This is a genomic window from Pseudomonas sp. NFACC42-2, assembly GCF_900116055.1.
GTDB lineage: Bacteria > Pseudomonadota > Gammaproteobacteria > Pseudomonadales > Pseudomonadaceae > Aquipseudomonas > Aquipseudomonas marginalis.
In genome coordinates this window covers 365,468-389,773 of the sequence record NZ_FOZO01000002.1, presented here as the reverse complement: position 1 = coordinate 389,773, position 24,306 = coordinate 365,468, and the positions used below count along the sequence as shown (strand labels likewise).

28 protein-coding genes are annotated in these 24,306 nt (G+C 60.4%); 17 read left to right on the top strand and 11 right to left on the bottom strand.

Going from position 1 to position 24,306, the window contains the following annotated elements:
• The first annotated feature begins 47 nt into the window (after positions 1-47).
• The 3 genes from BM416_RS05635 to BM416_RS05625 are packed head-to-tail and all read left to right on the top strand — an operon-like array spanning position 48 to position 2,984.
• The gene (locus BM416_RS05635) at positions 48-1,340 is read left to right on the top strand and encodes a CitMHS family transporter (protein ID WP_092486392.1); all 1,293 of its coding nucleotides are present in this window, start codon (positions 48-50) and stop codon (positions 1,338-1,340) included.
• A gap of 1 nt (position 1,341) precedes the next feature.
• Positions 1,342-2,667 carry an acyclic terpene utilization AtuA family protein gene (locus tag BM416_RS05630; RefSeq protein WP_092486389.1) on the top strand — a complete coding sequence of 442 codons (1,326 nt, stop codon included), beginning with the start codon at positions 1,342-1,344 and terminating at the stop codon, positions 2,665-2,667.
• The gene (locus tag BM416_RS05625; protein WP_027603929.1) at positions 2,664-2,984 is read left to right on the top strand and encodes an AtuA-related protein; all 321 of its coding nucleotides are present in this window, start codon (positions 2,664-2,666) and stop codon (positions 2,982-2,984) included. Before BM416_RS05630 ends, BM416_RS05625 begins: the two co-directional genes overlap by 4 nt.
• 46 nt (positions 2,985-3,030) lie before the next feature.
• On the opposite strand, the gene BM416_RS05620 is transcribed toward BM416_RS05625, so the two are convergent.
• Both BM416_RS05620 and folE read right to left on the bottom strand, forming a co-directional pair.
• The gene (locus tag BM416_RS05620) at positions 3,031-3,402 is read right to left on the bottom strand and encodes a glutathione S-transferase N-terminal domain-containing protein (RefSeq protein WP_032888027.1); all 372 of its coding nucleotides are present in this window, start codon (positions 3,400-3,402) and stop codon (positions 3,031-3,033) included.
• A gap of 101 nt (positions 3,403-3,503) precedes the next feature.
• Positions 3,504-4,049: a GTP cyclohydrolase I FolE gene (gene folE / locus BM416_RS05615; RefSeq protein WP_019826593.1), complete on the bottom strand. Its 546-nt coding sequence runs from the start codon at positions 4,047-4,049 to the stop codon at positions 3,504-3,506.
• Between the two features lie 176 nt (positions 4,050-4,225).
• Here folE and BM416_RS05610 point away from each other — a divergent pair, with 176 nt between their 5' ends.
• The gene (locus BM416_RS05610; RefSeq protein WP_092486919.1) at positions 4,226-4,957 is read left to right on the top strand and encodes a zeta toxin family protein; all 732 of its coding nucleotides are present in this window, start codon (positions 4,226-4,228) and stop codon (positions 4,955-4,957) included.
• Positions 4,954-5,142: a hypothetical protein gene (locus tag BM416_RS05605; protein ID WP_092486386.1), complete on the top strand. Its 189-nt coding sequence runs from the start codon at positions 4,954-4,956 to the stop codon at positions 5,140-5,142. Before BM416_RS05610 ends, BM416_RS05605 begins: the two co-directional genes overlap by 4 nt.
• 51 nt (positions 5,143-5,193) lie before the next feature.
• On the opposite strand, the gene BM416_RS05600 is transcribed toward BM416_RS05605, so the two are convergent.
• The 3 genes from BM416_RS05600 to BM416_RS05590 form a co-directional block, all read right to left on the bottom strand.
• On the bottom strand, positions 5,194-5,751 hold the full coding sequence (locus BM416_RS05600; RefSeq protein ID WP_092486383.1) for a Smr/MutS family protein: 558 nt from the start codon (positions 5,749-5,751) through the stop codon (positions 5,194-5,196).
• A gap of 75 nt (positions 5,752-5,826) precedes the next feature.
• Positions 5,827-6,147, bottom strand: coding sequence for a hypothetical protein (locus BM416_RS05595; protein WP_092486380.1), 321 nt, complete (start codon positions 6,145-6,147; stop codon positions 5,827-5,829).
• Positions 6,148-6,288: 141 nt separating this feature from the next.
• Positions 6,289-6,879: a cysteine hydrolase family protein gene (locus BM416_RS05590; RefSeq protein WP_092486378.1), complete on the bottom strand. Its 591-nt coding sequence runs from the start codon at positions 6,877-6,879 to the stop codon at positions 6,289-6,291.
• A gap of 240 nt (positions 6,880-7,119) precedes the next feature.
• Between BM416_RS05590 and prmB the strand changes: the two genes are divergently transcribed.
• Complete coding sequence (prmB, locus tag BM416_RS05585; RefSeq protein WP_065926617.1) at positions 7,120-8,028, top strand: 50S ribosomal protein L3 N(5)-glutamine methyltransferase; 909 nt, start codon at positions 7,120-7,122, stop codon at positions 8,026-8,028.
• Between the two features lie 67 nt (positions 8,029-8,095).
• Here prmB and BM416_RS05580 read toward each other — a convergent pair whose 3' ends face one another.
• Positions 8,096-8,905, bottom strand: coding sequence for a hypothetical protein (locus BM416_RS05580; RefSeq protein WP_027603934.1), 810 nt, complete (start codon positions 8,903-8,905; stop codon positions 8,096-8,098).
• 99 nt (positions 8,906-9,004) lie between these two features.
• Complete coding sequence (locus BM416_RS05575) at positions 9,005-9,967, bottom strand: alpha/beta hydrolase (protein ID WP_092486375.1); 963 nt, start codon at positions 9,965-9,967, stop codon at positions 9,005-9,007.
• Between the two features lie 143 nt (positions 9,968-10,110).
• Here BM416_RS05575 and aroC point away from each other — a divergent pair, with 143 nt between their 5' ends.
• The 4 genes from aroC (at position 10,111) to BM416_RS05555 (ending at position 13,380) form a co-directional block, all read left to right on the top strand.
• Entirely contained in the window at positions 10,111-11,202 is a 1,092-nt protein-coding gene (gene aroC, locus BM416_RS05570) for a chorismate synthase (RefSeq protein ID WP_027603936.1), read from the top strand.
• A gap of 10 nt (positions 11,203-11,212) precedes the next feature.
• Complete coding sequence (locus BM416_RS05565; RefSeq protein WP_092486372.1) at positions 11,213-12,373, top strand: MFS transporter; 1,161 nt, start codon at positions 11,213-11,215, stop codon at positions 12,371-12,373.
• The gene (locus tag BM416_RS05560; protein WP_092486369.1) at positions 12,370-12,900 is read left to right on the top strand and encodes a 1,2-dihydroxy-3-keto-5-methylthiopentene dioxygenase; all 531 of its coding nucleotides are present in this window, start codon (positions 12,370-12,372) and stop codon (positions 12,898-12,900) included. Before BM416_RS05565 ends, BM416_RS05560 begins: the two co-directional genes overlap by 4 nt.
• A gap of 210 nt (positions 12,901-13,110) precedes the next feature.
• On the top strand, positions 13,111-13,380 hold the full coding sequence (locus BM416_RS05555; RefSeq protein WP_092486366.1) for a response regulator transcription factor: 270 nt from the start codon (positions 13,111-13,113) through the stop codon (positions 13,378-13,380).
• A gap of 306 nt (positions 13,381-13,686) precedes the next feature.
• Here BM416_RS05555 and BM416_RS05550 read toward each other — a convergent pair whose 3' ends face one another.
• Together BM416_RS05550 and BM416_RS05545 are read right to left on the bottom strand one after the other, a co-directional pair.
• Complete coding sequence (locus tag BM416_RS05550; protein WP_092486363.1) at positions 13,687-14,358, bottom strand: glutathione S-transferase family protein; 672 nt, start codon at positions 14,356-14,358, stop codon at positions 13,687-13,689.
• Positions 14,359-14,536: 178 nt separating this feature from the next.
• Entirely contained in the window at positions 14,537-15,289 is a 753-nt protein-coding gene (locus BM416_RS05545; protein ID WP_092486360.1) for an SDR family oxidoreductase, read from the bottom strand.
• A 126-nt stretch (positions 15,290-15,415) separates the two neighbouring features.
• On the opposite strand from BM416_RS05545, the gene BM416_RS05540 reads away from it, so the two are divergent.
• Positions 15,416-16,324 (top strand): LysR family transcriptional regulator, encoded by a 909-nt coding sequence (locus BM416_RS05540; protein WP_092486357.1) that lies wholly within the window; start codon positions 15,416-15,418, stop codon positions 16,322-16,324.
• 159 nt (positions 16,325-16,483) lie between these two features.
• Here BM416_RS05540 and BM416_RS05535 read toward each other — a convergent pair whose 3' ends face one another.
• Positions 16,484-16,762, bottom strand: coding sequence for a DUF3509 domain-containing protein (locus tag BM416_RS05535; RefSeq protein ID WP_027603943.1), 279 nt, complete (start codon positions 16,760-16,762; stop codon positions 16,484-16,486).
• A gap of 394 nt (positions 16,763-17,156) precedes the next feature.
• Here BM416_RS05535 and BM416_RS05530 point away from each other — a divergent pair, with 394 nt between their 5' ends.
• The 5 genes from BM416_RS05530 to BM416_RS05510 all read left to right on the top strand — a co-directional run bounded on the left by BM416_RS05530 (position 17,157) and on the right by BM416_RS05510 (position 22,860).
• The gene (locus tag BM416_RS05530) at positions 17,157-18,983 is read left to right on the top strand and encodes a long-chain-acyl-CoA synthetase (RefSeq protein ID WP_092486354.1); all 1,827 of its coding nucleotides are present in this window, start codon (positions 17,157-17,159) and stop codon (positions 18,981-18,983) included.
• A 96-nt stretch (positions 18,984-19,079) separates the two neighbouring features.
• Complete coding sequence (locus tag BM416_RS05525) at positions 19,080-19,595, top strand: ankyrin repeat domain-containing protein (protein WP_065940496.1); 516 nt, start codon at positions 19,080-19,082, stop codon at positions 19,593-19,595.
• A 41-nt stretch (positions 19,596-19,636) separates the two neighbouring features.
• On the top strand, positions 19,637-20,167 hold the full coding sequence (locus tag BM416_RS05520; protein WP_092486351.1) for a hypothetical protein: 531 nt from the start codon (positions 19,637-19,639) through the stop codon (positions 20,165-20,167).
• Between the two features lie 67 nt (positions 20,168-20,234).
• Entirely contained in the window at positions 20,235-20,426 is a 192-nt protein-coding gene (locus tag BM416_RS05515; RefSeq protein WP_003172956.1) for a PLDc N-terminal domain-containing protein, read from the top strand.
• Between the two features lie 346 nt (positions 20,427-20,772).
• On the top strand, positions 20,773-22,860 hold the full coding sequence (locus BM416_RS05510; RefSeq protein WP_092486349.1) for an LTA synthase family protein: 2,088 nt from the start codon (positions 20,773-20,775) through the stop codon (positions 22,858-22,860).
• A 69-nt stretch (positions 22,861-22,929) separates the two neighbouring features.
• On the opposite strand, the gene BM416_RS05505 is transcribed toward BM416_RS05510, so the two are convergent.
• Positions 22,930-23,082: a DUF3309 family protein gene (locus tag BM416_RS05505; RefSeq protein WP_015885095.1), complete on the bottom strand. Its 153-nt coding sequence runs from the start codon at positions 23,080-23,082 to the stop codon at positions 22,930-22,932.
• Between the two features lie 329 nt (positions 23,083-23,411).
• On the opposite strand from BM416_RS05505, the gene BM416_RS05500 reads away from it, so the two are divergent.
• Complete coding sequence (locus BM416_RS05500; RefSeq protein WP_027603948.1) at positions 23,412-24,227, top strand: SDR family oxidoreductase; 816 nt, start codon at positions 23,412-23,414, stop codon at positions 24,225-24,227.
• Positions 24,228-24,306 lie beyond the last annotated feature (79 nt).

Here is a 24,306-nt window from a genome sequence, read left to right as displayed (position 1 = left end):
TCCAGGGAAAACAATAACCGGCCATCAAGGCCGCTCTGGAGTAACCCATGCTCGCAACCCTGGGTGTCATTACCATCCTGTGCCTGCTCGCTGCCGTCATGAGCAAACGCCTTTCGCCACTGGTGGCCCTGATCGCCTTGCCGATCATCGCCGCGCTGCTCGGTGGGTTCGGCCTGCAAACCAGTGCCTTCATCATTACCGGCATCAAGAACGTGGCCCCCGTGGTGGGCATGTTTGTGTTCGCGATCCTGTTTTTCGGGATCATGACCGATGCTGGGATGCTCGACCCCATCATTGATCGCATCCTGCGCACGGTAGGGACACGTCCTACACGGATTGTCGTTGGGACTGCGACCCTCGCCCTGTTGGTGCACCTGGACGGTTCCGGTGCCGTGACCTTTCTGGTGACGGTGCCGGCGATGCTGCCGTTGTATACGCGGCTGGGCATCGACAAACGCATCCTCGCCTGTGTCTGCGCGATGGCGGCCGGGGTCAACTTCCTGCCGTGGACCGGCCCGGTGCTGCGCTCTTCGGCGGCCTTGCACGTGCCGGTGGCGGACCTGTTCCAGCCACTGATCCCGGTGCAGATCGTCGGCCTGATCTTCGTCTTTGCCTGTGCCTGGTGGTTGGGCCGACGTGAAGAAAAACGCCTGGGCCTGGGTGCCGGCTCCAGCGTGGATGCCGTGCCGCAGCGGGTGCTCAGCGACGACGACATCAAGCTGCGCCGCCCACGCCTGTTCTGGGTCAACCTGATCCTGACCGTGCTGGTCATGGTGGTGATGATCGCCGGCTGGGTCGACCCGGTGGTGATGTTCATGCTCGGCACCGTGGTAGCGCTGTGCATCAACTACCCGAACGTGGACGCCCAGCGCGCACGCATCGATGCCCATGCGAAAACCGCCCTGACCATGGCCAGTATCCTGCTCGCCGCCGGGGTGTTCACCGGCATCATGCAAGGCACCGGCATGCTCAAGGCCATCGCCGAAGTGGCGGTAGCGCAGATTCCGGCGGGCCACGGCAAGTTGATTCCGGCGGTGGTGGGCTTCTTGTCCATGCCGCTGAGCATGCTGTTCGACCCCGATTCCTACTATTTCGGCGTAATGCCGGTGATCGCCGAAGTCGGCAAGGCCCTGGGCGTCGACCCGCTGCAAGTGGCCCAGGCGTCGTTACTGGGTGTGCACACCACCGGTTTCCCGGTCAGCCCGCTGACCCCGGCGACCTTCCTGTTGGTGGGCCTGTGCAAGATCGAATTGGCCGATCACCAGCGCTTCACCATCCCTTTTCTGTTTGTCGCGTCGGTGTTGATGACCCTCACGGCGTTGCTCCTGGGAGTGATTTGAAATGAAAACCTTGCGCATCGGTTCCGGCGCCGGCTATTCCGGCGACCGCATCGAACCTGCCGTGGAACTGGCCGAGCTGGGCGACCTGGATTACCTGGTGTTCGAGTGCCTGGCCGAACGCACCATCGCCTTGGCGCAACAGGCGCGAATCAGTGACCCGCAGGGGGGGTATGACCCGCTGCTCAGTGAGCGCATGCGCCGGGTGTTGCCCTTTGTCGGCCAGCATGAAGGGCGCCGTCGCCTGCGGGTGATCACCAATATGGGCGCGGCCAACCCGGTGTCGGCGGCGCTCGAAGTGCGGCGGATTGCCCGTGAGCTGGGCCTGGGCCTCAAGGTCGTGGCGGTGGTCGGCGATGACGTGCTGGACGTCTTGCACCCCGAGCAGGTGCTGGATAACGGCCAGACCGTGGGGGCACTGGGCGCGCGACTGATTTCCGCGAATGCCTACCTGGGCGTCGACGGCATTCTTGATGCCTTGCGCGCCGACGCCGATGTGGTGATCACCGGGCGGGTGGCCGACCCGTCGTTGTTCCTCGCCCCGCAGGTGTTTGAATTCGGCTGGGCGATGGACGACTGGCAGCGCCTGGGGCGCGGCACGTTGGTCGGGCATCTGCTGGAGTGTGCCGGGCAGGTCAGCGGCGGCTATTTTTCCGATCCCGGTTTCAAGGATGTGGATGACCTCGCACGCCTGGGCTTTCCGTTGGCTGAAATCGATGCCGAGGGGGAGGCCGTGATCACCAAGGTAGCAGGCTCCGGTGGGCGGGTCAGTCGCGCCACCTGCACCGAGCAATTGATCTACGAAGTGCATGATCCCGCGGCGTATCTCACCCCGGACGTGACCGCCGATTTTTCCCAGGTGGGGTTTGACGAGGAGGGCGTTGATCGGGTGCGTGCCCACGGTGCTGCTGGCCGTGCACGGCCCGAGCAGTTGAAGGTGAGCGTCGGTTACCTGGATGGCTGGATTGGCGAAGGGCAAATGTCCTACGGCGGTCCCGGCGCGGTCGCACGGGCGCAGCTGGCGCGGGATGTCGTACTCAAGCGTTTGGAGCTGATGGGGGTGAAGATGCAGGACGTACGCGCCGAACTGATCGGCACGGACTCGCTGCACGGTCCGCGCAGCAGCGTAGAGCCCTGGGAAGTGCGCCTGCGCGTGGCGGCCCGCTGTGAAGAACGCAGCGAAGCGGTGCGGGTCGGCAATGAGGTGGAAACCCTCTACACCAACGGCCCGTCCGGCGGCGGCGGTGCCAGCAAGAGCGTGCGGCAGGTGGTAGCGGTGGCGTCGTTGCTGCTGCCCCGTGACGCAGTCAACCCGAGGATCGAAGCATGAAACTGCACACGCTGGCCCATTCCCGTACCGGCGATAAGGGCGACACCTCGAACATTTCGATCATTGCTTACCGGGCCGAGGATTATCTGCTGTTGTGTGAACAGCTTACCGCCGAGCGCGTGGCCGACTTTTTTGCCGGCCTGCTGGAGCCGGACGCGGCCCCGGTGCGGCGCTATGAACTGCCGAATGTGCAAGCGCTGAACTTCGTACTGCCGGGGATATTGCGCGGCGGCGTAACCCGCTCGCTGGCATTGGATGCCCATGGCAAGTGCCTCGGCTCGGCACTGCTCGATCTCGATTTGGCACTACTGGATTAACTCTGGGAGGGACTTGCCCCTCCCACAGTGGATCTGCCCAGGTCTGTCAGATCGCGGCGAAACGCTTGTCCAGGTAATCGATGATCACCTTGGAGTCATACATCCAGGTGGTCTGGCCATTCTCTTCGATACGCAGGCACGGCACCTTGATCTTGCCGCCTTGCTCCAGCAGGGTCTGGCGGTCCTGCTCGTTGTTCTTCGCATCCTTCAGCGCCACCGGCACATTCAGGCGGTGCAGGGTGCGGCGGGTCTTCACGCAGAACGGGCAGGCGTGGAATTGATACAGGGTCAGGTCCTTGGCCGCTGCGTTCACCTGCGCCTGTTGTTCGGCAGGGCGCTGCTTTTTGCGCGGACGGGTAAGTAAGTCGCCGGCGATGATGACGTGGCCGAGGCCCACTCGAAGTGCTTTGACGAACATGGCTGAAACCTCTTGCCCATGAAGAAGGGGCCGCAGCTTACCTCAATTCTGCAGGCGAAAAAAAACCGGCGATGAACGCCGGTTTTTCCCTACCCAGCCTGTTACTTGATCAGGCTGAGGAATTCACTGCGGGTGGCCGCGTTTTCGCGGAACTCACCCAGCATCACCGAGGTGATCATCGACGAATTCTGTTTCTCCACACCGCGCATCATCATGCACATGTGCTTGGCTTCGATCACCACGGCCACGCCCAGGGCGCCGGTCACTTGCATCACCGCATCGGCGATCTGGCGGCTGAGGTTTTCCTGGATCTGCAGGCGGCGCGCATACATGTCGACAATCCGCGCGACCTTCGACAGGCCCAGCACCTTGCCGCTCGGGATATACGCCACATGCGCCTTGCCGATAAACGGCAGCAGGTGGTGTTCGCACAGCGAGTACAACTCGATGTCCTTGACCAGCACCATTTCGCTGTTGTCGGAGCTGAACAAGGCACCGTTGGTGACTTCTTCGAGTGTCTGTTCATAGCCGCGGCAAAGGTACTGCATCGCCTTGGCGGCGCGCTTGGGCGTGTCGAGCAGGCCCTCGCGGGAGACGTCCTCGCCGAGTTGGCCGAGGATCGCGGTGTAGTTTTGTTCCAATGTCACAGGACTGTTTCCGTATGGGTTTCAGAACGGTACGGTGTATGCCTGTACCAATGTGAAGCGCTGCCCGGCGCGCGACAGCGGCGGGTGATGTGGCGCACATAGTAGCGTAGGTGCGCCGACAGTTGTATTCCCGGACGATACCGATGTTAGAGTCGGCCTCCGTTGAGGAGGACGTGATGACCCCGCTGGAGCGAAGTATTTCTGAGCGCGCCCTGATCTTTGCCAAAGCAAATCGGACCCGCATTGCCCGTGAACTTGCCTGCCTGACTAAGTACCCAGGTGAAAATTATCCGGTTTCAGTGTTTATGGCGGGCTCGCCTGGCGCCGGCAAGACAGAAGTGTCCAAATCATTTATTCGCTTGATGGAGGAGGGGGGATCCAGTGCATTGCGAATCGACCCAGATGACTTCAGGGAATACTTTCCTGACTACACAGGCGCAAACTCCAGTCTTTTTCAACGTGGCGTAACTGCTATGGTGGAGAGGACCGTCGACCTGGTTTATCAGCAGCGTCAGTCTTTCCTGTTGGACGGAACGCTGGCCAACTTTGCCGTGGCTCGGAAAAATATCCAGCGCGCCCTTGATAAGGAAAACCGGTCTGCACAGGTTATCTACGTCTACCAGAAGCCTGAGCTGGCGTGGGAATTTGTATTGGCACGGGAGACTGTTGAGGGGCGAAACATTCCTTGCAAAGAGTTCATTCGCCAGTTTTATGCATCAAAAACGACGGTGTGCGGATTGAAACGTGAGTTTCTGGGGCGTCTTCAAGTCGATGTGCTCATCAAGGACACTGATGGCGGGGAGTCGTACATCGGCATCGACCTATCGGCTGAGGAAATTGACGAACTCGTTATACAGCCCTACCATCCTGATCAACTTGAGCAAATTTTGACCGGAGTAGCCTTATGAAAGGCGAAATTACGGAAGTTGTAGAAAAATATTCATCCACCACCATGTCAGATTTTTTTCGAAGTGGTTCGGTAGAAGAAAAACGTGCTGTTTACAGAAGCGCAGCCGATACTGCGATCACCATGCAAAAGGCAGTGATCTCGCAGGCGAAAGAGAAAAAAGCGAAAGAGCTTTTCGACAACTGACGTTACTGGCAATACCACAATAGCCCAGCTCAATTGCTGGGCTTTTTATTCTTATTCGTCGCGCCCTTCCATCATCGTGCGCTTGAGCATCACATACACCGCACCCGCGCCCCCATGACGGGCCTGGCACGAGGTAAAGCCGAGCACCTGGGCATGCTGGCGCAGCCAGGTGTTGACGTGGCTCTTGATCATCGGCCGCTTGCCGTCCAAGCGCACCGCCTTGCCATGGGTGACGCGCACGCAGCGGATTTCGAACCTGGTGGCTTCGGCGAGGAAGGCCCACAGGGTTTCCCGGGCTTTCTCCACGTTCATGCCGTGCAGGTCGAGGCTGCCTTCGAACGGGATCTGACCGGCCTTGAGCTTGCGCATCTGGCTTTCCTGTACGCCGTCGCGGGCCCACATCAGCTCGTCTTCGGGGCCGACGTCGATCACGAACTGGTCTGACAGGCCATCCACGGTGGTGGCATCGGTGCGCACGGTAGCAGCCTGGCGCAGCTTGGCGATCTGTGCGCGGTCGGCCTTGGGTTTGCCGGTGTCGGCGCGGTCGTGCTTGATCGGCTTGACGCCGCGCAGCTCGTTTTTGAACAGGGAAAAATCGTCGTCTTGCATGTCAGCCTCCGCGAAGGGCGGGCAGTTTACCTAAATCGCGGCGGCCGGGGCGCAGGAAACGCTATCCAAGCGCCATCAGTCGTGCTTTTTCATCAGGTGCGAGGCGATGTTCAGTGACAACGGCTGGCGCATCTTCCGACGACTGCGGCGCCACAGCCACACGCCCAGCCACAGCACCAGCAGCCCGATCCCCAACAGAATCGCCGAGCCGCCAGGGCTGGCATTCAGTTCGCCAAGGGCCGGCGAGTGGCCAGACAAACCGGCGCCACCAGCGCCGGTCAACAGCAAACCTACTACCGCCAGCAGCGCGGCAATGCCGGCCACCAGGCGCAGACGCCAGTTGCTCGGGCCCTTGGGGCGCAAGCGACGAGCGTCAAAACCATCGGATATCTTCATTCCGACCTTTCCTCCAGGGTATCGGCCCTTCGACCGGAAGATACACAGGTTGTTCCTGTACCCGAGGTAAATGCGCCAAATGAGAGGGCTTTGCGGATGAGCGGGACCTTCAACAGGCCGCACCGCTCACCCGAAGGGCGATCAGATCAGGTCTTTAGTCAGTGCGAGAGTGGCAAAATTGTCAGCCATGATGGCCATCTCGGTCTGCTGCACATGCTCGGCGCTCAGGATGCCACCTTTGTAAGGCAGGTCGCGGGTGGCACAGGCGTCTTCCACCAGGGTGCAGCGAAAGCCCAGGTTCTTCGCGGCACGCACGGTGGTGCTGACGCTGGAGTGGCTCATGAAGCCGCAGACGATCAGGTCCAGGGAACCGAGGTCCTGCAGGTATTTTTCCAGGCCGGTGCCGTGGAAGGCGCTGGGCAGCAACTTGCCGATGATGGTTTCGTCACCTTGAGGTTCGAGGCCTGGGATAAATTCACCGCGCTCGCCCTGGGGGTCAAACAGGCCGCCTACCGTGCCCAGATGGCGCACGTGCACGATCGGGCGCCCGGCGTTGCGCGCGGCGGCGACCAGTTGCTTGATATTGCCGACTGCCGCGTCCATGCCGGAGAGGGCGAGCGGGCCACTGAGGTATTCCTTTTGAGCGTCGATGATCACGAGGGTCGCATGGGCAAGGTTGGCAGCTGCGTAACCACGACCGCTGAGTTGAAACATCGTCTTTGGAACGGACATTCTGGGGCTCCTGTGAGGGGGGCTTTTGCGTCATTGTCCACTGGCTGAGCGGTTCTGTGAATCGCTACTATCGTAAGGTACGCCGTTGCTGGCGTGCAGCCATGTCAAGTGGGCAGCTTGTTTGACCGAATGATGGCGATTTGGATGAAATCCGACGTACGGCAACAGGTTTTCGTACATCGTCGGTACAGGCGAAGACTGTTAGAATCGCCAGTCGTTTTTTCCAGGAGTCTGCCCCCCGTGATCACATCCCGCCTGCGCACCTTGCGCGACCACATCCGTTGGGCCGTCAGCCGTTTCCATGGGGAAGACCTGTTTTTTGGTCACGGTACCGACAATGCCTGGGACGAAGCCCGGCAGTTGGTGCTCGGCGCTTTGCACCTGCCATGGGAAATTGCCGACAGCTACCTCGATTGCAACCTGGAAGAAGAGGAAATCTCTCACGTACAGCGTTTGTTGCATCGCCGTATCCATGAGCGGGTGCCCACGGCCTACCTGTTGAAAGAGGCGTGGTTCTGCGGCATGTCGTTTATCGTGGACGAGCGCGTGCTGATCCCGCGTTCGCCCATCGGCGAGTTGATCGAAAACCGCTTCGAACCTTGGCTGGCCCAACCGCCGGCGCGCATTCTCGATCTGTGCACCGGCTCCGGTTGCATCGGCATTGCCTGCGCCTACGAGTTCCAGGACGCCGAAGTGGTACTTGGCGACCTGTCCTTCGAAGCCCTGGAAGTGGCCAACCAGAATATCGAGCGCCATGGTGTCGACGAGCGCGTGTACACCGTGCAGGGCGACGGTTTCGACGGCCTGCCGGGCCAGCGCTTTGACCTGATCGTGTCGAACCCGCCGTATGTGGATGCCGAAGACTTTGCCGATATGCCGGACGAATACCAGCACGAGCCGGAGCTGGGCCTGGCCTGCGGCGACGATGGCCTGAACCTGGTGCGGCGCATGCTGGCCGAGGCGGCGGACCACCTGACCGAGAAGGGTTTGCTGATTGTCGAGGTGGGCAACAGCCAGGTGCATGTTGACGCGCTGTACCCGGAAGTGGACTTCGCCTGGCTGGATTTCCAGCGGGGTGGGCATGGGGTGTTCATGCTCACGGCCGAACAGTGCCGGGAACACCAGGCAATCTTCGCCGCTCGGGTTTAACCAACCTTAGGGTAGAAAATGTGGGAGGGGGCAAGCCCCTCCCGCATTTCGATGGCTTTCCAGCCGGCTAGCGGTGCGTGGCAATCCAGATCAACAGCCCCGCCTGAAACACGGTAAATGCCACCAGGCAGGTGATGGTAAACCGCAACCCGCTGTCCTCACGCTTGAACTTGGTGACCTTTTCTTCTTCCTTGCGCAGCTTCACTTCCTGCTCCAGCAGGTTGTGCTCGGCCTGTTGCAGCATCTGCGCGGCTTCGAGGATCTCCACGAACTGCACCTTCTCGGTGTTCCAACTGTCCAGTACATCGCTGACCTTACCCGGCTGCACGTTGCCTTTGAGGTGCTGCACATCGGCGTAGGCCACATCGAAACCCTGGACGCGCAGGAAGTGATCGCGGCGCAGGCGTGTGGCTTCGTTGAGTGCGTCCTTGTTGGCCAGGTCCACGCCGTCGACGCGGTAACTTGACCATTTTTTCTTCGCCCACGCGGCGCCCTGGGCCACCAGGAAGCGACCGATGCCGCGGTTGGCAGGTTCGATTTCCAGGCTGTTGCCCGGGCCGAAGTGCACGCGGTGTTTATCGTGATCCACCCAGATATCCAGATGGTTCTGCTCGCGGCGCACCCGCTGCCCCGGCAATTGGATGACCATGCGCAACAGGCTGTGGTGTTTGTCATGGCGCTCGGCATAGCCGAACTGTACGAACCGCAGCGGCCGCAGGCCGGTGGCACGGTCGGTGGCCAGCGGGGCCAGGCGCAGCATCTTGAAATGCTCGGCCTGAACATCCGCCCACGGCAGGGGAGCCGCCGTGTCGATGGCCTCGGTTTTTTCAGCCGGGGTGTCGGCGGTCGGTTCCGGTGTTGCTTCAGTGGTTGTCATGCGGTGCGATCCTGTCCAAGCCCTGCAAGTCGAGCGTCTTTTTGCCGTCGACCCTGGGCTTATCGGCCGATTTCTGCAGGACTGGAGGCAAATTGTCGCTTAACGGGGTTGAAGTCCGTCGATAAAACGCACCAGACGGCTACCCAGCTCAGCGGCGAGCGGCAATTGCGGGTCATTGTAGGAGGCCAATTGTTGCTTTACGTCGTTGGGCACGATGCGCATCACGTGGTTCATGCCTTCGATCACCGCCAGTTCGGCATCGGGCTTCGCCCTTTTGAGTTGCTGGGCGTCGCCCACACCTACCTGAATATCGTTGCTGCCCTGGATGATCAACGCCGGCATGCGCAGTTTCGCAAAGGCCGCCGAAGGGTCGGCGCGAAACAGGCTGATCAGATACGGCTGCACGCTGGGTCGGAAAATGCCCTGCAACGGGCCAGGCACATCGGCATCCACCTGACCGGCCTTGAGGTGATCAAGGATTTCATTGCTGCGCAGCAGCAGGGCAGGGGGCAGGTGATCGGCCAGTTGCTGGCGGATGACCTGGTCGACCGGACGGGCGCTGCCGGACAGGGAAATCACCCCGGCCGGGTCGAGTTGCGGTGCGGCCAGTGCAGCCACCAGCGCGCCTTCGCTGTGGCCCAGCACAATCAGCGGGCCCATGCGTGTGTCGGCCTTGAGCAATTTCCCCCAGGCCACCGCGTCGGCCACGTAGGCATCGAGGGTCAGGTTGCGTTCGTCGGGCGTGGCGGCGAGGCTGGCGGCCACACCGCGCTTGTCGTAGCGCACGCTGGCGATGTTGTGCCGGGCCAGCACCCAGGCCAGGCGCTTGAGGCTGTCATTGCGTGCGCCGTCGGCGCTGTTGCCGTTGCGGTCGGTGGGGCCGGAGCCGGCGATGATCAACACCACCGGCACCGGTTTGTCGGACTGGGGCAGCAGCAGTGAGCCAAACAGTTTGCCGCTGCCGGTGTCCAGGCTGATCGGGCGTTGCAGTACGACAGGGGAGGCGGCGTGGGCCACGGCGGTAAACAGGGTCAGGGTAAACAGAAAAACTCGCAGCATCATCGCGCCATCATGAGGAAGGTGCCGGTTGGACCAAGGTCTACCGGTAAGGTTTCGAGGATGAACTAGTCGGTTAGCCTGCGTATACTGGCCGCCTTAAGTTATTACGGTTGACTTGATTCAACTGATTTCACGGAGCGCCCTGCATGTCCGGCAATACCTTCGGCAAGCTGTTCACTGTCACCACCGCGGGCGAAAGCCATGGCCCGGCGTTGGTCGCCATTGTCGACGGCTGCCCGCCCGGCCTCGAGCTGTCCCTGGAAGACCTGCAGCGTGACCTCGACCGTCGCAAGCCCGGCACCAGCCGCCACACCACCCAGCGCCAGGAGCCCGACGAAGTCGAGATCCTTTCCGGGGTGTTCGAAGGCCGTACCACCGGGTGCGCCATCGGCCTGCTGATTCGCAACACCGACCAGAAGTCCAAGGACTACTCGGCGATCAAGGATTTGTTCCGTCCGGCCCACGCCGACTACACCTACCACCATAAATACGGCGAACGCGACTACCGTGGCGGCGGCCGCAGCTCGGCGCGCGAAACCGCGATGCGGGTGGCAGCCGGCGCCATCGCCAAGAAATACCTGGCGACCCAGGGCATCGTCATCCGTGGCTACATGAGCCAGTTGGGCCCGATTGAAATCCCGTTCAAGACCTGGGACAGCGTGGAAGACAACGCCTTTTTCTGCCCTGACCCGGACAAAGTGCCGGAACTGGAAGCCTATATGGACCAGCTGCGCCGCGACCAGGATTCGGTCGGCGCCAAGATCACCGTAGTCGCCGAAGGCGTCAAGCCGGGCCTGGGCGAGCCGATTTTCGACCGCCTCGACGCCGAACTGGCCCATGCGCTGATGAGCATCAATGCGGTGAAAGGCGTGGAGATTGGCGCCGGTTTTGCCTGCGTGTCCCAGCGTGGCACCGAGCACCGCGATGAACTGACGCCGGAAGGTTTCCTCAGCAACAACGCGGGCGGCATCCTCGGCGGTATTTCCTCCGGCCAGCCGATTGTTGCGCACCTGGCACTCAAGGCCACCTCGAGCATCACCACCCCGGGCCGTTCGATCGATGTGCACGGCAACCCGGTGGACGTGATCACCAAGGGCCGTCACGATCCGTGCGTGGGCATCCGTGCCACGCCGATTGCCGAAGCGATGATGGCCATCGTGTTGATGGACCACCTGTTGCGCAATCGCGGGCAAAACGCCGATGTGCGCGTGAGTACCCCGGTGCTGGGCCAGCTGTGACGGCGCGGCGGTGACAGCCCTCCCGTACTGGCGTCTCTCCAGCTTCTACCTGTTCTACTTCGCCCTGCTCGGGGCGACGGCGCCGTTCCTGGCGTTGTACTTCGACCACCTGGGGTTCTCCAGCGCGCGCATCGGCGAGCTGGTGGCCATCCCCATGCTGATGCGCTGCGTGGCCCCCAACCTGTGGGGCTGGCTGGGCGACTACAGCGGCCGACGCCTGGCTATCGTGCGCTTCGGCGCGGTGTGCACCCTGCTGAGTTTTTCCCTGATCTTCGTCAGTCACACCTACGCCTGGCTGGCCCTGGTGATGGCCCTGCATGCGTTCTTCTGGCACGCAGTGCTGCCGCAGTTCGAAGTGATCACCCTGGCTCACCTGCAAAAACAGACCGCGCGCTATAGCCAGGTGCGCCTGTGGGGCTCCATCGGTTTTATCCTCACCGTCGTGATCATGGGCCGCCTGTTCGACTGGCTGAGCCTGGACATCTACCCGGTGGTGGTCGTGGTGATCATGGCCGGCATCATCGGTGCCAGCCTGTGGGTGCCGAATGCGCAGCCCGCCAGCCACGGCAATCGCCTGGCCGCTGATGGTTTCCTAAAACAGTTGCGCAGTCCCGGCGTACTGGCGTTTTACGTCTGTGTGGCGCTGATGCAAATGAGCCATGGCCCGTATTACACCTTCCTGACCCTGCACCTGGAACACCTCGGCTACAGCCGTGGCATGATCGGCATGCTGTGGGCCCTGGGGGTGGTGGCTGAAGTGCTGATGTTCCTGGGCATGAGCCGCATCCTCACACGTTTTTCGGTACGCCGGGTGCTGCTGGCCAGTTTCCTGCTGGCGGCCCTGCGCTGGTTGCTGCTGGGCTCATTTGCCGAACTGCTGTGGGTGCTGTTGCTGGCGCAGGTGATGCACGCTGCCACGTTCGGCAGTTTTCACGCGGCGGCGATTGCCTTTGTGCAGCGCAGCTTTGGCGATAAGCAACAAGGCCAAGGCCAGGCGCTGTACGCCGCCCTGGCCGGCACCGGCGGTGCGCTGGGTGCGCTGTATTCCGGCTACAGCTGGAACCTGCTGGGGCCGACCTTCACCTTTAGTCTTGCCAGCGTCGCCGCCCTGGCCGCTGCCGTTATCATCGGTTTTCGATTGCAAGAGCAGAACCAAGGAACCCTTCAATGAGTTATGTCGCCGTCTACCCCGTCGCTTCACCGGATACCCCGAACAAGGTCCTGACCCATGTCGACGACATCGCCGCTACCCTGGCCGAGCACGGTGTGCGGTTCGAGCGCTGGCAGCCTGGCCTGATCGAGAGGGGCGCCAGCGACGCTGAGATGATTGCTGCCTATCAGCCGCAGATCGATGCCCTCGGCTACGGTGCGGTGGCGGTGCTCAGTGTCACCAGCGACCACCCGCAAAAAGCCGAATGGCGTGCCCGGTTCCTGGATGAACGCCGCTACAGCGAAGACGAAGTGCGTTTTTTCATCGCCGGCCAGGGCTTGTTCAACCTGCATGTTGGCGACTACGTGTATGCCGTGCGTTGTGAGAAAAACGACCTGCTGGTGGTGCCCGCCGGTATGCCGCATTGGTTTGATATGGGGGAGAACCCCCACTGTATAACGCTGCGACTCTTCAATCAGGCGCAAAACCCAGTGCCGGAGTTGACGGGTGACGATATCGCCCGACGCTTTCCTAGGCTGGATGACTGATTACGACATATCGAAAACTTCAACCCCCGCATGTTGGAAGTTGTTGTGGGAATAAACTCTTATTCTTGTAAGGCCCGGCTGTTTATCGCGGGGCCTGCGCCTTAGTGTCATTGGTTATGTAACTCTTTGCGGCATCAACGTTTATATCACCTGTCAATAGGAGGAATCCGAAGGTGATAGGGCGATAGCCAATAAAAGGGAGTGAAACTAATGATAGGCCCAAGGGAACTGTCTCCAGCGCCACATTCGGTGCCCAACGCCGCCAGGAGGCGTTTGAGTTTGTCCGGAAAACCGCTGACCCCTACGGAACTGGAAATCCTGCGTTGGGCCTCCGAAGGCAAGACCGTCTGGGAAATCAGCCAGATTCGCGCCACCTCCGAAGCCACGGTGAAATTCCACCTGCGCAATATCTACGGCAAATTTGGCGTGACCAACCGAGTGCAGGCGATGAATGAGGCGGCACGCCAAGGTTTATGCTGACCCCAGCTTTCGGCCACCGAAGCAATCGGTTTGAAGCGTCATCGTCCAGCCATAACGAAGTCGTGCTTACGTGGATGCCCCTTCAGAATGTCCTCGGCGACCGACTCGGCTCCAGTTCCGGAGGGTGTCAATGAACGGGCGTAGCGGAGGCGGTACCTGACGCGGAATAACGGTAATGCCATAACCCCGACCTTGCACCCAATTGACCTCATCATCGTGTCGCCCATTCACATTCGGCGGGCTCGATGCCTAACGTCGCATTGGTGGCGCTGGGCTCGACGTCAGTCTTTTGATTGATCGCGTCGGCTAAGCGGCAGCGATCAGCGCTCCTTGTTGGCGCAGATGCGTCTGGAAACGAGCGGCATAGTCTTCGACAACGGCATCCCTTACGCTGGAGCGCGCCTCAAGCGCCTCACGCCAAGCCGAAATGCGCGGAAGGCCGTCGAAAATCTGGTGTGCGACAGTTGCGTCGATACTCTCGAAGTAACGGAAAAGCGGGGCATAAACCGCATCGACCATTCCAAAGGCCGAGCCATTGAAGAACGGCCCCACGCCTATTTCTGATTCCAGTTTGCCGAGCCGTTCGCGAAATGCGGTGCGCTTGGCATCTGCGGTCGCAGAGTCAGGAGCGTGGAGAAACTGCCAGGCTTCAGCTTGCGTCTGCGACGCGAACTCGATCCACGCCCGATTCCGTGCGCGAGCTAACGCATCAACGGGGTACATCGGCGCGCCGCCTTGGGTTTCGTCGAGGTACTCGCAGATGACCATGCTTTCGAATAGGATCGCGTCTTTTGCATTGTCCCGGCGCACCTTGAGCACCGGGACCTTGCCGGTTGGCGAAACTGCCAGGAACCAGTCTGGCTTGGCTGATAAATCGACATTTATCCGATCGAATTGGATACCCTTTTCAAGCAGCACAATCGCGGCGCGCTGTACGAATGGGCATAGTGGGTGGCTTATCAGCGTAAGAGCGTTCATTGCTTTTAGTGACCCTGGATGGTTTATCAAGCGCAAACAGCGGCAGAGGTTTCCCGCGTACCGCTGTGTGCGCAGTCTGGATTGGACTGGTTCGTCCCTAAGTGCTGGGGCCGGCGCTCAGCACCTGATTAACTCAGCCCGGGCGATGTGGCATTCACGTAATTCTTGAGCTGCGCACTTAGCCATTCAGCAGGCGGCCGCCGTCAAGGACGATTTCAGAGCCGACCGTCCAGCGCGACTCGTCGGATGCCAGATACAGTACTGCCTTGGCCACCTCGTCGGAGGTACCGAAGCGCCCAAGCGGAATGGTTGCCGCGATCTCTTTGTTAAGCTGCGCGCGATAAGCTTCCGGAATACCCAGCTTGTCGTAAAGCGGAGTCTCGACGGGGCCAGGGCTCACTGCGTTGACACGGATGCCACGGCCCAGCAATTCGGTCGAGAGCGTCTTCGACATGTTCAGTAATGCGGCCTTCGTTGCGGCATACACGGACGAGCGATCTGCGCCTGCATGGGCGCTTACGGAAGTCGTCAACACGACCGAAGCAGGATTGGCGAAGACCGGCAACAGCGCCTGCATCAGGAAGTACGGCCCTTTGACGTTGATGTCGAAAGAGCGGTCGAACATATCTTCCGTCCATTCCTCAATGGGCTGCCAGACGGATACGCCGGCATTGAGGAAGGCAACGTCGAGTTGGCCGTAGTGTTCCTTGATGACTTGTGCCAGTTCCTTTTGTGCCGCAACGCTGGCCGAGTCGGCGCGCAGCACCGGCACTTCCGGGCCCAATTCGGCCTGGGCCTTTGCAATCGAATCGGGGTTGACACCCGTTACGATCACGCGAGCACCCTCGGCCAGGAACTGCTTTGCCGTTTCCAGCCCGATGCCACTGGTGCCGCCAGTAATGAGCGTACGTTTACCTTGCAAGCGCGACATTTGAATTCTCCGGTGAATGACGACCACCGCGGTCGACAGGGAGAATATGCGCTCATGCCCCATGCTATATAAGACTGCTTATTCGCATATAATTCATGCAAATTGAGCATGAATTGAGGTGGAGAAGTGGACCGATTTCTGTTGATGACATGCTTCGCGCGTGCTGTAGAAACCGGGAGCTTTTCGGCGGCGGGGCGGGATCTAGGGCTGGGGCAACCGAATGTAAGCCGCTATGTAGCGGCTCTGGAGGATCATTTGCAGACGCGTTTGCTCCACCGGTCTACGCGCAAGCTGTCGTTGACGCCGGAGGGCGAACGCTACTATGCGGACATCCGGCGCATCCTGGATGCGGTGGATGAATCCGAATCGTCCTTCAGAAACAACGTCGATCCATCGGGACTCTTGCGCGTAGCCTGTCCGACAGCTCTCGCACACGCGTTTGTGCTGCCGCATGTGCCGGCCTTTCTGGAGCGCTACCCTCAATTGATCTTGGATCTCCAACTCAACGATCGATACGTAGACCTGGTCAATGAAGGCACCGAACTCGCCATTCGCATAGGACAGCTGGAGGACAGCACCTTGCGCGCCCGGCCTCTTGGGTGGTACGACCGGGTCTTCGTCGCCAGCACGGACTACTTGGCTAAACGCGGCGTTCCGCAGACCCCGGAGGATCTACGCGACCACGATTGCATCATCTACACCTTACTGTCGTCCGGGGCGACCTGGCGATTCCGGGACGCGGAGATTCCGATTACCGGCAGGCTCAGGGTCAACTCGCCCGACGCTGTGAGTGCGGCGGTCGTGGCGGGCCTGGGTGTGGCGCATGGACCTGCGTGGCTGTTTGAGGGCGGGCTGAACAGCGGGAGATTACAGTTCATTCTCACCAACCATGGGGCTCCCCCTGTCCCCGTGCAGATGGTTTATGTCGCCAATAGACTGCTCCCCACGCGGGCTATCGTGTTCATGGATTTTATGGCTGAGGTGTTTTCAAAGATTCCAGCCTTGAACGGCGGTATCCCTGTGCCGACTCTATAGGACGAGACGGCAGCGGCCTATGTTGAGCTCGCCTAAGTGATTGATAAACCCGCTGTATCGGGCTTAGACGCAGTCCAGCGAAGTGCCGGCCTGGAGTCATCGTCAAACAAAAAGGCCGCGACGCTCAAGAGCGTCGCGGCCTTGTTATGACTGCGGTATTTACGCCGAATGGTAGGTCGGCAGGGCAAAGCGGTTCTGGCTTTGCAACATCGAAATTTGCGGCAGTTCACTGGCTTGTTCGGCCAGGTCGCGACGAATCGCGCTGATCACCCAGGTCAATTGATCGGCGGTGTGCAACTGCTGGTAAGAGATCGAACGCTTGACCTGCTTGCCGTCACTGTTGCGCAGGGTCAACAGAATGCCGCCGTCGGGACGTGGCTGGGTGGTGACGTCGTAGTTGGAGAATACTGAAGCGAATTTATCTTGGATCAGGCTCATGTCTATCAGCTCCGTTGGCTCAAGTTGGCAAGCATGGAGTGATAGGTGCAGTGATTGTGCCAGCTTATGATTTAAAAAATATACTTATAAATCAATGGCTTGAAAATAAAGTAGATTTTCGCTTTCGTGCAATTTGCATGAATGGCCATCATGCATCCTGCATTTTGCGTTACTCGATAGGATGAGGTTGGCGCCCCTGTACGGATAAAGACTACTCGCGGGCAGCTAAATTCCTTTTTTGAGCACCCACCCGACGGGATACAAAACTTTTCAAATCCCGCGTGTACAGCCGAAGAACGGCTGACGTATTTTCCTGCAATGCATTCGGCTTTCCGCTTACGGAGGTGTCGGTGCTTCGGGATCAGACGAAGAATAAGAAAAAGGACGTTCCTCCATGAGCCACCTGCACAACGACATGATCACCTGGGGCAAGCTGCTGAGTAAGGTGCCGGCCATCGTTCGCGCTCTTCCGCGTGTAGTGCGCGGCATGCGTGCCGCCAATGTCACCGACCCCGCGCAGCCTTGCGGGCTGGGCTGGCACTTTGAGCAAGCCACCCTGCGCAACCCCGACGGCAACGCATTGCTGTACGGCGACCGTGTGCTCAGCTACACCGACGCCAACCAGCGCGCCAACCGTATTGCCCATCACCTGCAAGCCGAGGGTATCGGCAAGGGCGACGTGGTGGCGCTGTTTATCGAAAACCGCCCCGAATTGCTCTTGAACGTGCTGGCCGTGGCCAAGCTGGGTGGCATCTGCGCGATGCTCAATACCGCGCAAACCCAGGCGGCGCTGGTGCACAGCCTGACCCTGGTGAGCCCGGCAGCCATTATTGTCGGCGCGGAACTGGTGGCCCCCTATGACGCGGTGCGCGATCAGGTGGCCATCGCGGCTGATCGAACCTGGTTCGTCGCCGATCAGCCATCCAGCCTGGTGCCGCAGGGTTATATCGACCTGTTGGCTGCGAGCGCCGAGTGCCCAGTGGACAACCCGGCCAGCACTGCGCAGATCTTCTTCAACGACCCTTGCTTCTATATCTACACCTCCGGCACCACCGGCCTGCCCAAGGCCGGCATCATGAAACACGGCCGCTGGACCAAGACCGCCGTCAGCTTCGGCAGCATCGCGCTGGACATGGGCCCGGACGATGTCCTGTATTGCACCTTGCCGCTGTACCACGCCACCGGGCTATGTGTGTGCTGGGGCTCGGCGATTGTCGGGGCATCGGGCTTCGCCATTCGCCGCAAGTTCAGCGCCAGCCAGTTCTGGGACGATGCGCGCCGATTCAAGGCGACCACCCTCGGCTACGTCGGTGAGTTGTGTCGTTACCTGCTCGACCAGCCACCCGGCGAACACGACCTAGATAACCGCGTGACCAAGATGGTTGGCAATGGCTTGCGCCCCGGTGTGTGGGCGCAGTTCAAGGCACGCTATGGCGTGGAGCATATCTGCGAGCTGTACGCGGCCAGTGACGGCAATATCGGTTTTACCAATGTGCTGAATTTCGACAACACCATCGGTTTCTGTCTCCAGCACTGGGCGCTGGTGGACTACGCCCATGACAGCGGCGAGCCGCTGCGTGGCAGCGACGGTTTTATGCGTAAAGTCCCCACGGGCGGTCAGGGCCTGTTACTGGCCAGGATCGATGAAAAATCGCCCTTCGACGGCTACACCGACCCGGAAAAGAATCGCAGGGTGGTACTCACCGACGTGTTTGAAAAAGGTGACCGCTACTTCAATACCGGCGATTTGTTGCGCAGCATCGGCTTTGGCCATGCGCAATTTGTGGATCGCCTGGGGGATACCTATCGCTGGAAAGGTGAAAACGTGTCCACCACCGAGGTCGAGAACGTCCTGCTGCAACACCCGCAGATCGCCGAAGTAGTGGCCTATGGCGTCGAGATCGAAAACACCAATGGCCGCGCGGGCATGGTCGCCATCACCCCGAGTGAATCCCTGGCCTCGCTGGACATGCGCGAGCTGCTGCAATTCGCCCACGGCCAGTTGCCCCACTATGCGGTGCCGCTCTTCCTGCGGATCAAGGTCAAGATGGAAACCACCGGTACCTTCAAGTACCAGAAGGTCAAGCTCAAGGAAGAAGCCTTTGATCCGGACAAGGCCGGTAATGACCCGGTGTATGCCTGGTTGCCGGGGTCGGACTGCTATGTGCCGGTCACCGGGCAACTGTTGGCGCAGATCCAGGGCGGCCAGTTCCGCTATTGATTCTGTCTATGGCCGCTTTTGCTAAAAAGGGCATGACAGTGGGGAACTCCCTCGCGACACTGGCGGCCTATAAAGCACCAGACAAGGAGCCCCCACATGTCAGACCAAGCCAAACAAATGACTGAAGACGAAGCCGCCGAATTTGCCGAGCAGGTCTTCGACGTCGCCCGCAAAGGCGACGCCGCCATGCTCGCCGCGCTCCTGGCCAAAGGCTTGCCGGCCAACTTTCGCAACCACAACGGCGATACCTTGCTGATGCTGTCTGCCTACCACGGCCATGCCGAAGCGGTAAAAGTGCTGCTGGAGTTCAAGGCCGACCCGCTGATCGCCAATGACAAGAACCAGCTGCCCATCGCCGGCGCGGCGTTCAAGGGCCACTTGCCGGTGGTCAAGGCGCTGATTGAAGGGGGCACGCCGATCGAGGCCGCCTCGTCCGACGGGCGTACCGCGCTGATGATGGCCGCCATGTTCAACCGCGTCGAGATGCTCGACTACCTGCTCAGCCAAGGCGCCAACCCCAGGGCCACCGATGCCCAGGGCGCGACTGCGCTGGCGGCGGCGCAGACCATGGGGGCGAAGGACACGGCGGCGCAGCTGGAGAAACTGGTGTAGGCTGTGCGCCCTCAAAAACCAGCCCGCTACAGGATCACCCCATGAAAACCGCCCTCGTCGAACTTATCAGCAAAATCAGCGCCGGGGTCATGGGCGAGGATGAGGTGGCGCGCATCGCCGAAGAGGCCGCCCAGGCCTACGCCGACCCGGCGGCCTTCCTGGCGGACAACCCGGATATCAACTACGACGACAGCTTTCCGATCCCGCTGGGGGAGTGGGTGGTGGTCGGCAGCCTGCCGGATACCGTGCTGTTCCAGGCCGATACCTATGGCGACCTGTTTGCGCAGATCGTCGCGTCGTTCGGCCCGGGTGTGGCGTTCAACCTCAAACCCAAGCAACTGGCCAAGACTGACGGCCTCACCGCCCTGAACCGTATCCAGATCCAGATGAGCGCCCTGAGCCCGGAAGACGGCGGTTATGTGCTGCTCAACTTCAGCCAGTTGCTGGACGACGAGATCCAGGCGGTGCTGGTGTTCGGCAATGACCTGCCGCGCGTGCTGGCGTTGTGTGCCGAAGTCGGCATCCAGGCCGAGCCGTCCCTGGAAGCGCTGAAGGTTGCCGTGCACGTCTGAAATAAAACGGAACCCCGGCCAGGGCTGGCTATCCTACAAGGGCATGCCCTCACTTAGGAGCGACACCATGGGTTCCACTTTCAACGGTCTGATCGGGCTGATCATCCTGGCGCTGGATATCTGGGCGATCATCAATGTGTTCAAAAGCGGCGCAAGCACCGGGGCCAAGGTGTTGTGGATCCTGTTGATCCTGCTGCTGCCGGTACTGGGCCTGATCATCTGGGCTATCGCCGGGCCGCGCGGCAACGTGCGGATCTGACCCTCGCTCCCTCCTTGTAGCAGCTGCCGAGCCTTGGCGAGGCTGCGTCAGCGGTATATCAGACACACCGCACACGCAGCCTCGCCAAGGCTCGGCTGCTGCTACGTTACTTGCTCGTTTCTTCGCTGCATTTTGTGTATCGAAATATTCGCTGCACACAATTTTCACATCTTATCCAAGACAATCCGCCGGCTCTATCTCCCTGCCAAGGCCCTGCCTCAGGTGCTTTTAAAGGCGGCGCAGCGGTGCTCGTTCAGTAATTAATAGCCTTGATGCCGTTGATCGGGCACCATTCGCGCCACTGCACTACTTCGTCACTTAAACTTCCAATGGGTCCTGAAACGACATGGCAAACCCGGACGCCCTGAGTCAGCAGCGAGCTTCTAATCGCCTGCTGCAACCGACCGTCAAATCCCATCTGGCGTACACGCTGCTCTGCGCACTGGTCATGATGGTGATGTTCTCCCTGCTGCGCCTGGCGCTGCTGGTCTACAACCGCGAGATGATCCTCGACACGCCGGCCTCGACCTTCCTTGAAGCGTTCGCCAACGGCCTGCGTTTTGACATCCGCCTGGTGGTCTACCTGCTGATCCCGCTGCTGCTGGCACTGTTCAGCGTACGGGCCATGGCTGCGCGTGGGTTATTCCGCTTCTGGCTGACCCTTGCGTCCAGCATCGCCCTGTTCCTGGGCTTGATGGAGATGGACTTCTACCGCGAGTTCCACCAGCGCCTCAACGGCCTGGTCTTCCAGTATGTGAAGGAAGACCCGAAAACCGTGATGAGCATGCTCTGGTACGGTTTCCCGGTGGTGCGCTACCTGCTGGCCTGGGCCGTGGGCACGCTGATCCTGAGCATCGCGTTCAAAGGCGCCGACCGCGCGACGCGCCCACGTGGCCCGTTCAGTGGTGGCAGCATCGGCACGCGCCAGGTGGCGCCGTGGTACAGCCGCATCGCGGTGTTCGTCGTGTGCCTGCTGATCGCCGTGGTTGCCGCCCGTGGCACCCTGCGCCAGGGCCCGCCGCTGCGTTGGGGCGATGTGTACACCACCGATTCGAACTTCGCCAACCAGTTGGGCCTCAATGGCACCTTGTCGCTGATCGCGGCGGCCAAGGCCCGGTTCGGTGAAGACCGCTCCAACGTCTGGAAGGCGACCCTGGACCAGCCGCTGGCCACCCAGACCGTGCGTGACATGCTGGTGCTGCCACAGGAAAAACTGGTCGATACCGACATCGCCGCCGTGCGCCGCGACTACACGCCGCCGGCCGAGAAGACCCTGCCGATCAAGAACGTAGTCGTGATCCTGATGGAAAGCTTCGCCGGTCACTCGGTCGGCGCCTTGGGTCGTCCCGGCAATATCACGCCGTACTTCGACAAACTCTCCAAGGAAGGCCTGCTGTTCGACCGTTTCTTCTCCAACGGCACCCATACCCACCAGGGTATGTTCGCCACCATGGCCTGCTTCCCGAACCTGCCAGGCTTTGAATACCTGATGCAGACCCCGGAAGGCAGCCACAAGCTATCGGGCCTGCCGCAGTTGCTCAGCGCCCGTGATTTCAACGACGTGTATGTCTATAACGGCGACTTCGCCTGGGACAACCAGTCGGGTTTCTTCAGCAACCAGGGCATGACCAACTTCATCGGTCGCAACGACTTCGTCGACCCGGTGTTCTCCGACCCGACGTGGGGCGTGTCCGACCAGGACATGTTCAACCGTGGCCTGGAAGAGTTGAAGGCCCGCGAAGGCGGCAAGCCGTTCTACGCACTCCTGCAAACCCTGTCCAACCACACGCCGTACGCGTTGCCGACGCCATTGCCGGTGGAGAAAGTCACCGACCGTGGCAGCCTCAACGAGCATTTGACGGCCATGCGTTACTCCGACTGGGCCCTGGGCCAGTTCTTTGAAAAGGCCCGCAAGGAGCCGTACTTCAAGGAAACCCTGTTCGTGATCGTGGGCGACCACGGCTTCGGCAACGAACAGCAGATCACCGAGATGGACCTGGGTCGCTTCAACGTACCCATGCTGATGATTGCACCGGGCGTGCAGGAGAAGTTCGGCGAGCGTGACCACACCGTGGGCACCCAGATCGACATCGTGCCGACCATCATGGGCCGCCTGGGTGGCGACACCCTGCACCAATGCTGGGGCCGCGACCTGCTGAACCTGCCGGAAGGCGACAAGGGCTTTGGCGTGATCAAGCCATCGGGCAGCGACCAGACCGTGGCCTTGGTCACCGCAGACCGCATTCTGGTACTGCCCAAGGAAATGCCACCGAAGCTGTGGCAATACGAACTGGGCGCCAACCCGAGCGGTAAGGTGATTGCCGAATCGCCGGACGAGGCTGCACTCAAGCAGAAACTCGAAGCGTTCCTGCAAACCGCGACCAAGAGTTTGCTGGATAACACCGCAGGCGTTGTAAACGGTAAGCCGGACTAATTAACCGGCAATAAAAAAGAGGCCTTTTTCAAGGCCTCTTTTTTTTGCTTCGTTATTACCGCGGGGCGGTTATATCCGGCCCAGCAACAACAGGACCAGCAGCACCACCAGCACCACACCGAGGATACCCGACGGGCCATAACCCCAATTACGCGAGTGCGGGAATACCGGCAGGCCGCCGACCAGCAGGAGGATCAAGATAATGATCAGAATGAGGCTCATGGTTTTTTTCCTTATTGTCTTTCTGCAAAGACCGGTTGTTTAACGATAGGCCTGCAGAGTTAATTACAGACGCCTTAACTACTCCGACTCTGGTGCTTCGCAGAAAATTCCATGTTTTTTTAAAGCATTTCGATCAGTTGCTTATTTCTTTTAATTCGCGCTCATCCAGCACTTATTAGTTGAAAAACATTGAACTTAGGCGGACGGCAGGCATCCGACCCGGCCCACGGTTTGCCTGGGGCATTCATCAATCTGATGGTGCGTGGGTGCAGGAAAAACCTTCGCTACACTGCCGGTCACTTCTTCTGTGAACCACAAGGCTACTTCCTATGCAAAATCGCATGATGATCACTGGCGCCGGGTCCGGCCTGGGTCGTGAAATCGCTCTGCGCTGGGCCCGTGAGGGTTGGCAGTTGGCCTTGTCGGACGTCAGCGAGCCAGGCTTGCAGGACACCCTGAAGCGCGTGCGTGAAGCCGGTGGCGATGGCTTTATCCAGCGCTGCGACGTGCGCGACTACAGCCAGCTCACGGCGTTTGCCCAGGCCTGCGAAGTGAAGCTGGGCGGCATCGATGTGATCGTCAACAACGCCGGCGTAGCCTCGGGCGGCTTCTTTGCCGAGCTGTCGCTGGAGGACTGGGACTGGCAGATCGCAATCAACCTGATGGGCGTGGTCAAGGGCTGCAAGGCGTTCCTGCCGCTGCTGGAAAAGAGCAAGGGCCGCATCATCAACATCGCCTCGATGGCGGCTTTGATGCAGGGGCCGGCCATGAGCAACTACAACGTGGCCAAGGCCGGTGTGGTGGCGCTGTCGGAGAGTTTGCTGGTGGAGCTCAAGCAGCAGGAAGTCGGCGTGCACGTGGTGTGCCCGTCGTTCTTCCAGACCAACCTGTTGGACTCGTTCCGTGGGCCCACACCGGCGATGAAGGCGCAGGTAGGCAAGTTGTTGGAGAGTTCGCCGATCTCGGCGGCGGACATTGCCGACTACATCTACCAGCGTGTGGCGCAGGGCGAGTTCATGATCCTGCCCCATGAGCAGGGGCGGATGGCCTGGGCCTTGAAGCAGAAGAACCCGCAGTTGCTCTATGACGAAATGACCACCATGGCCGACAGGATGCGCGCCAAGGCACAGGCTGTTAAGGGCTGATCAGGCAGTAGTCTGTCAGGCAATTTACCTGCATATGTAGGTGTTGCCTGATTTTGCCGCGAGGCATTGCTGTGCCCAC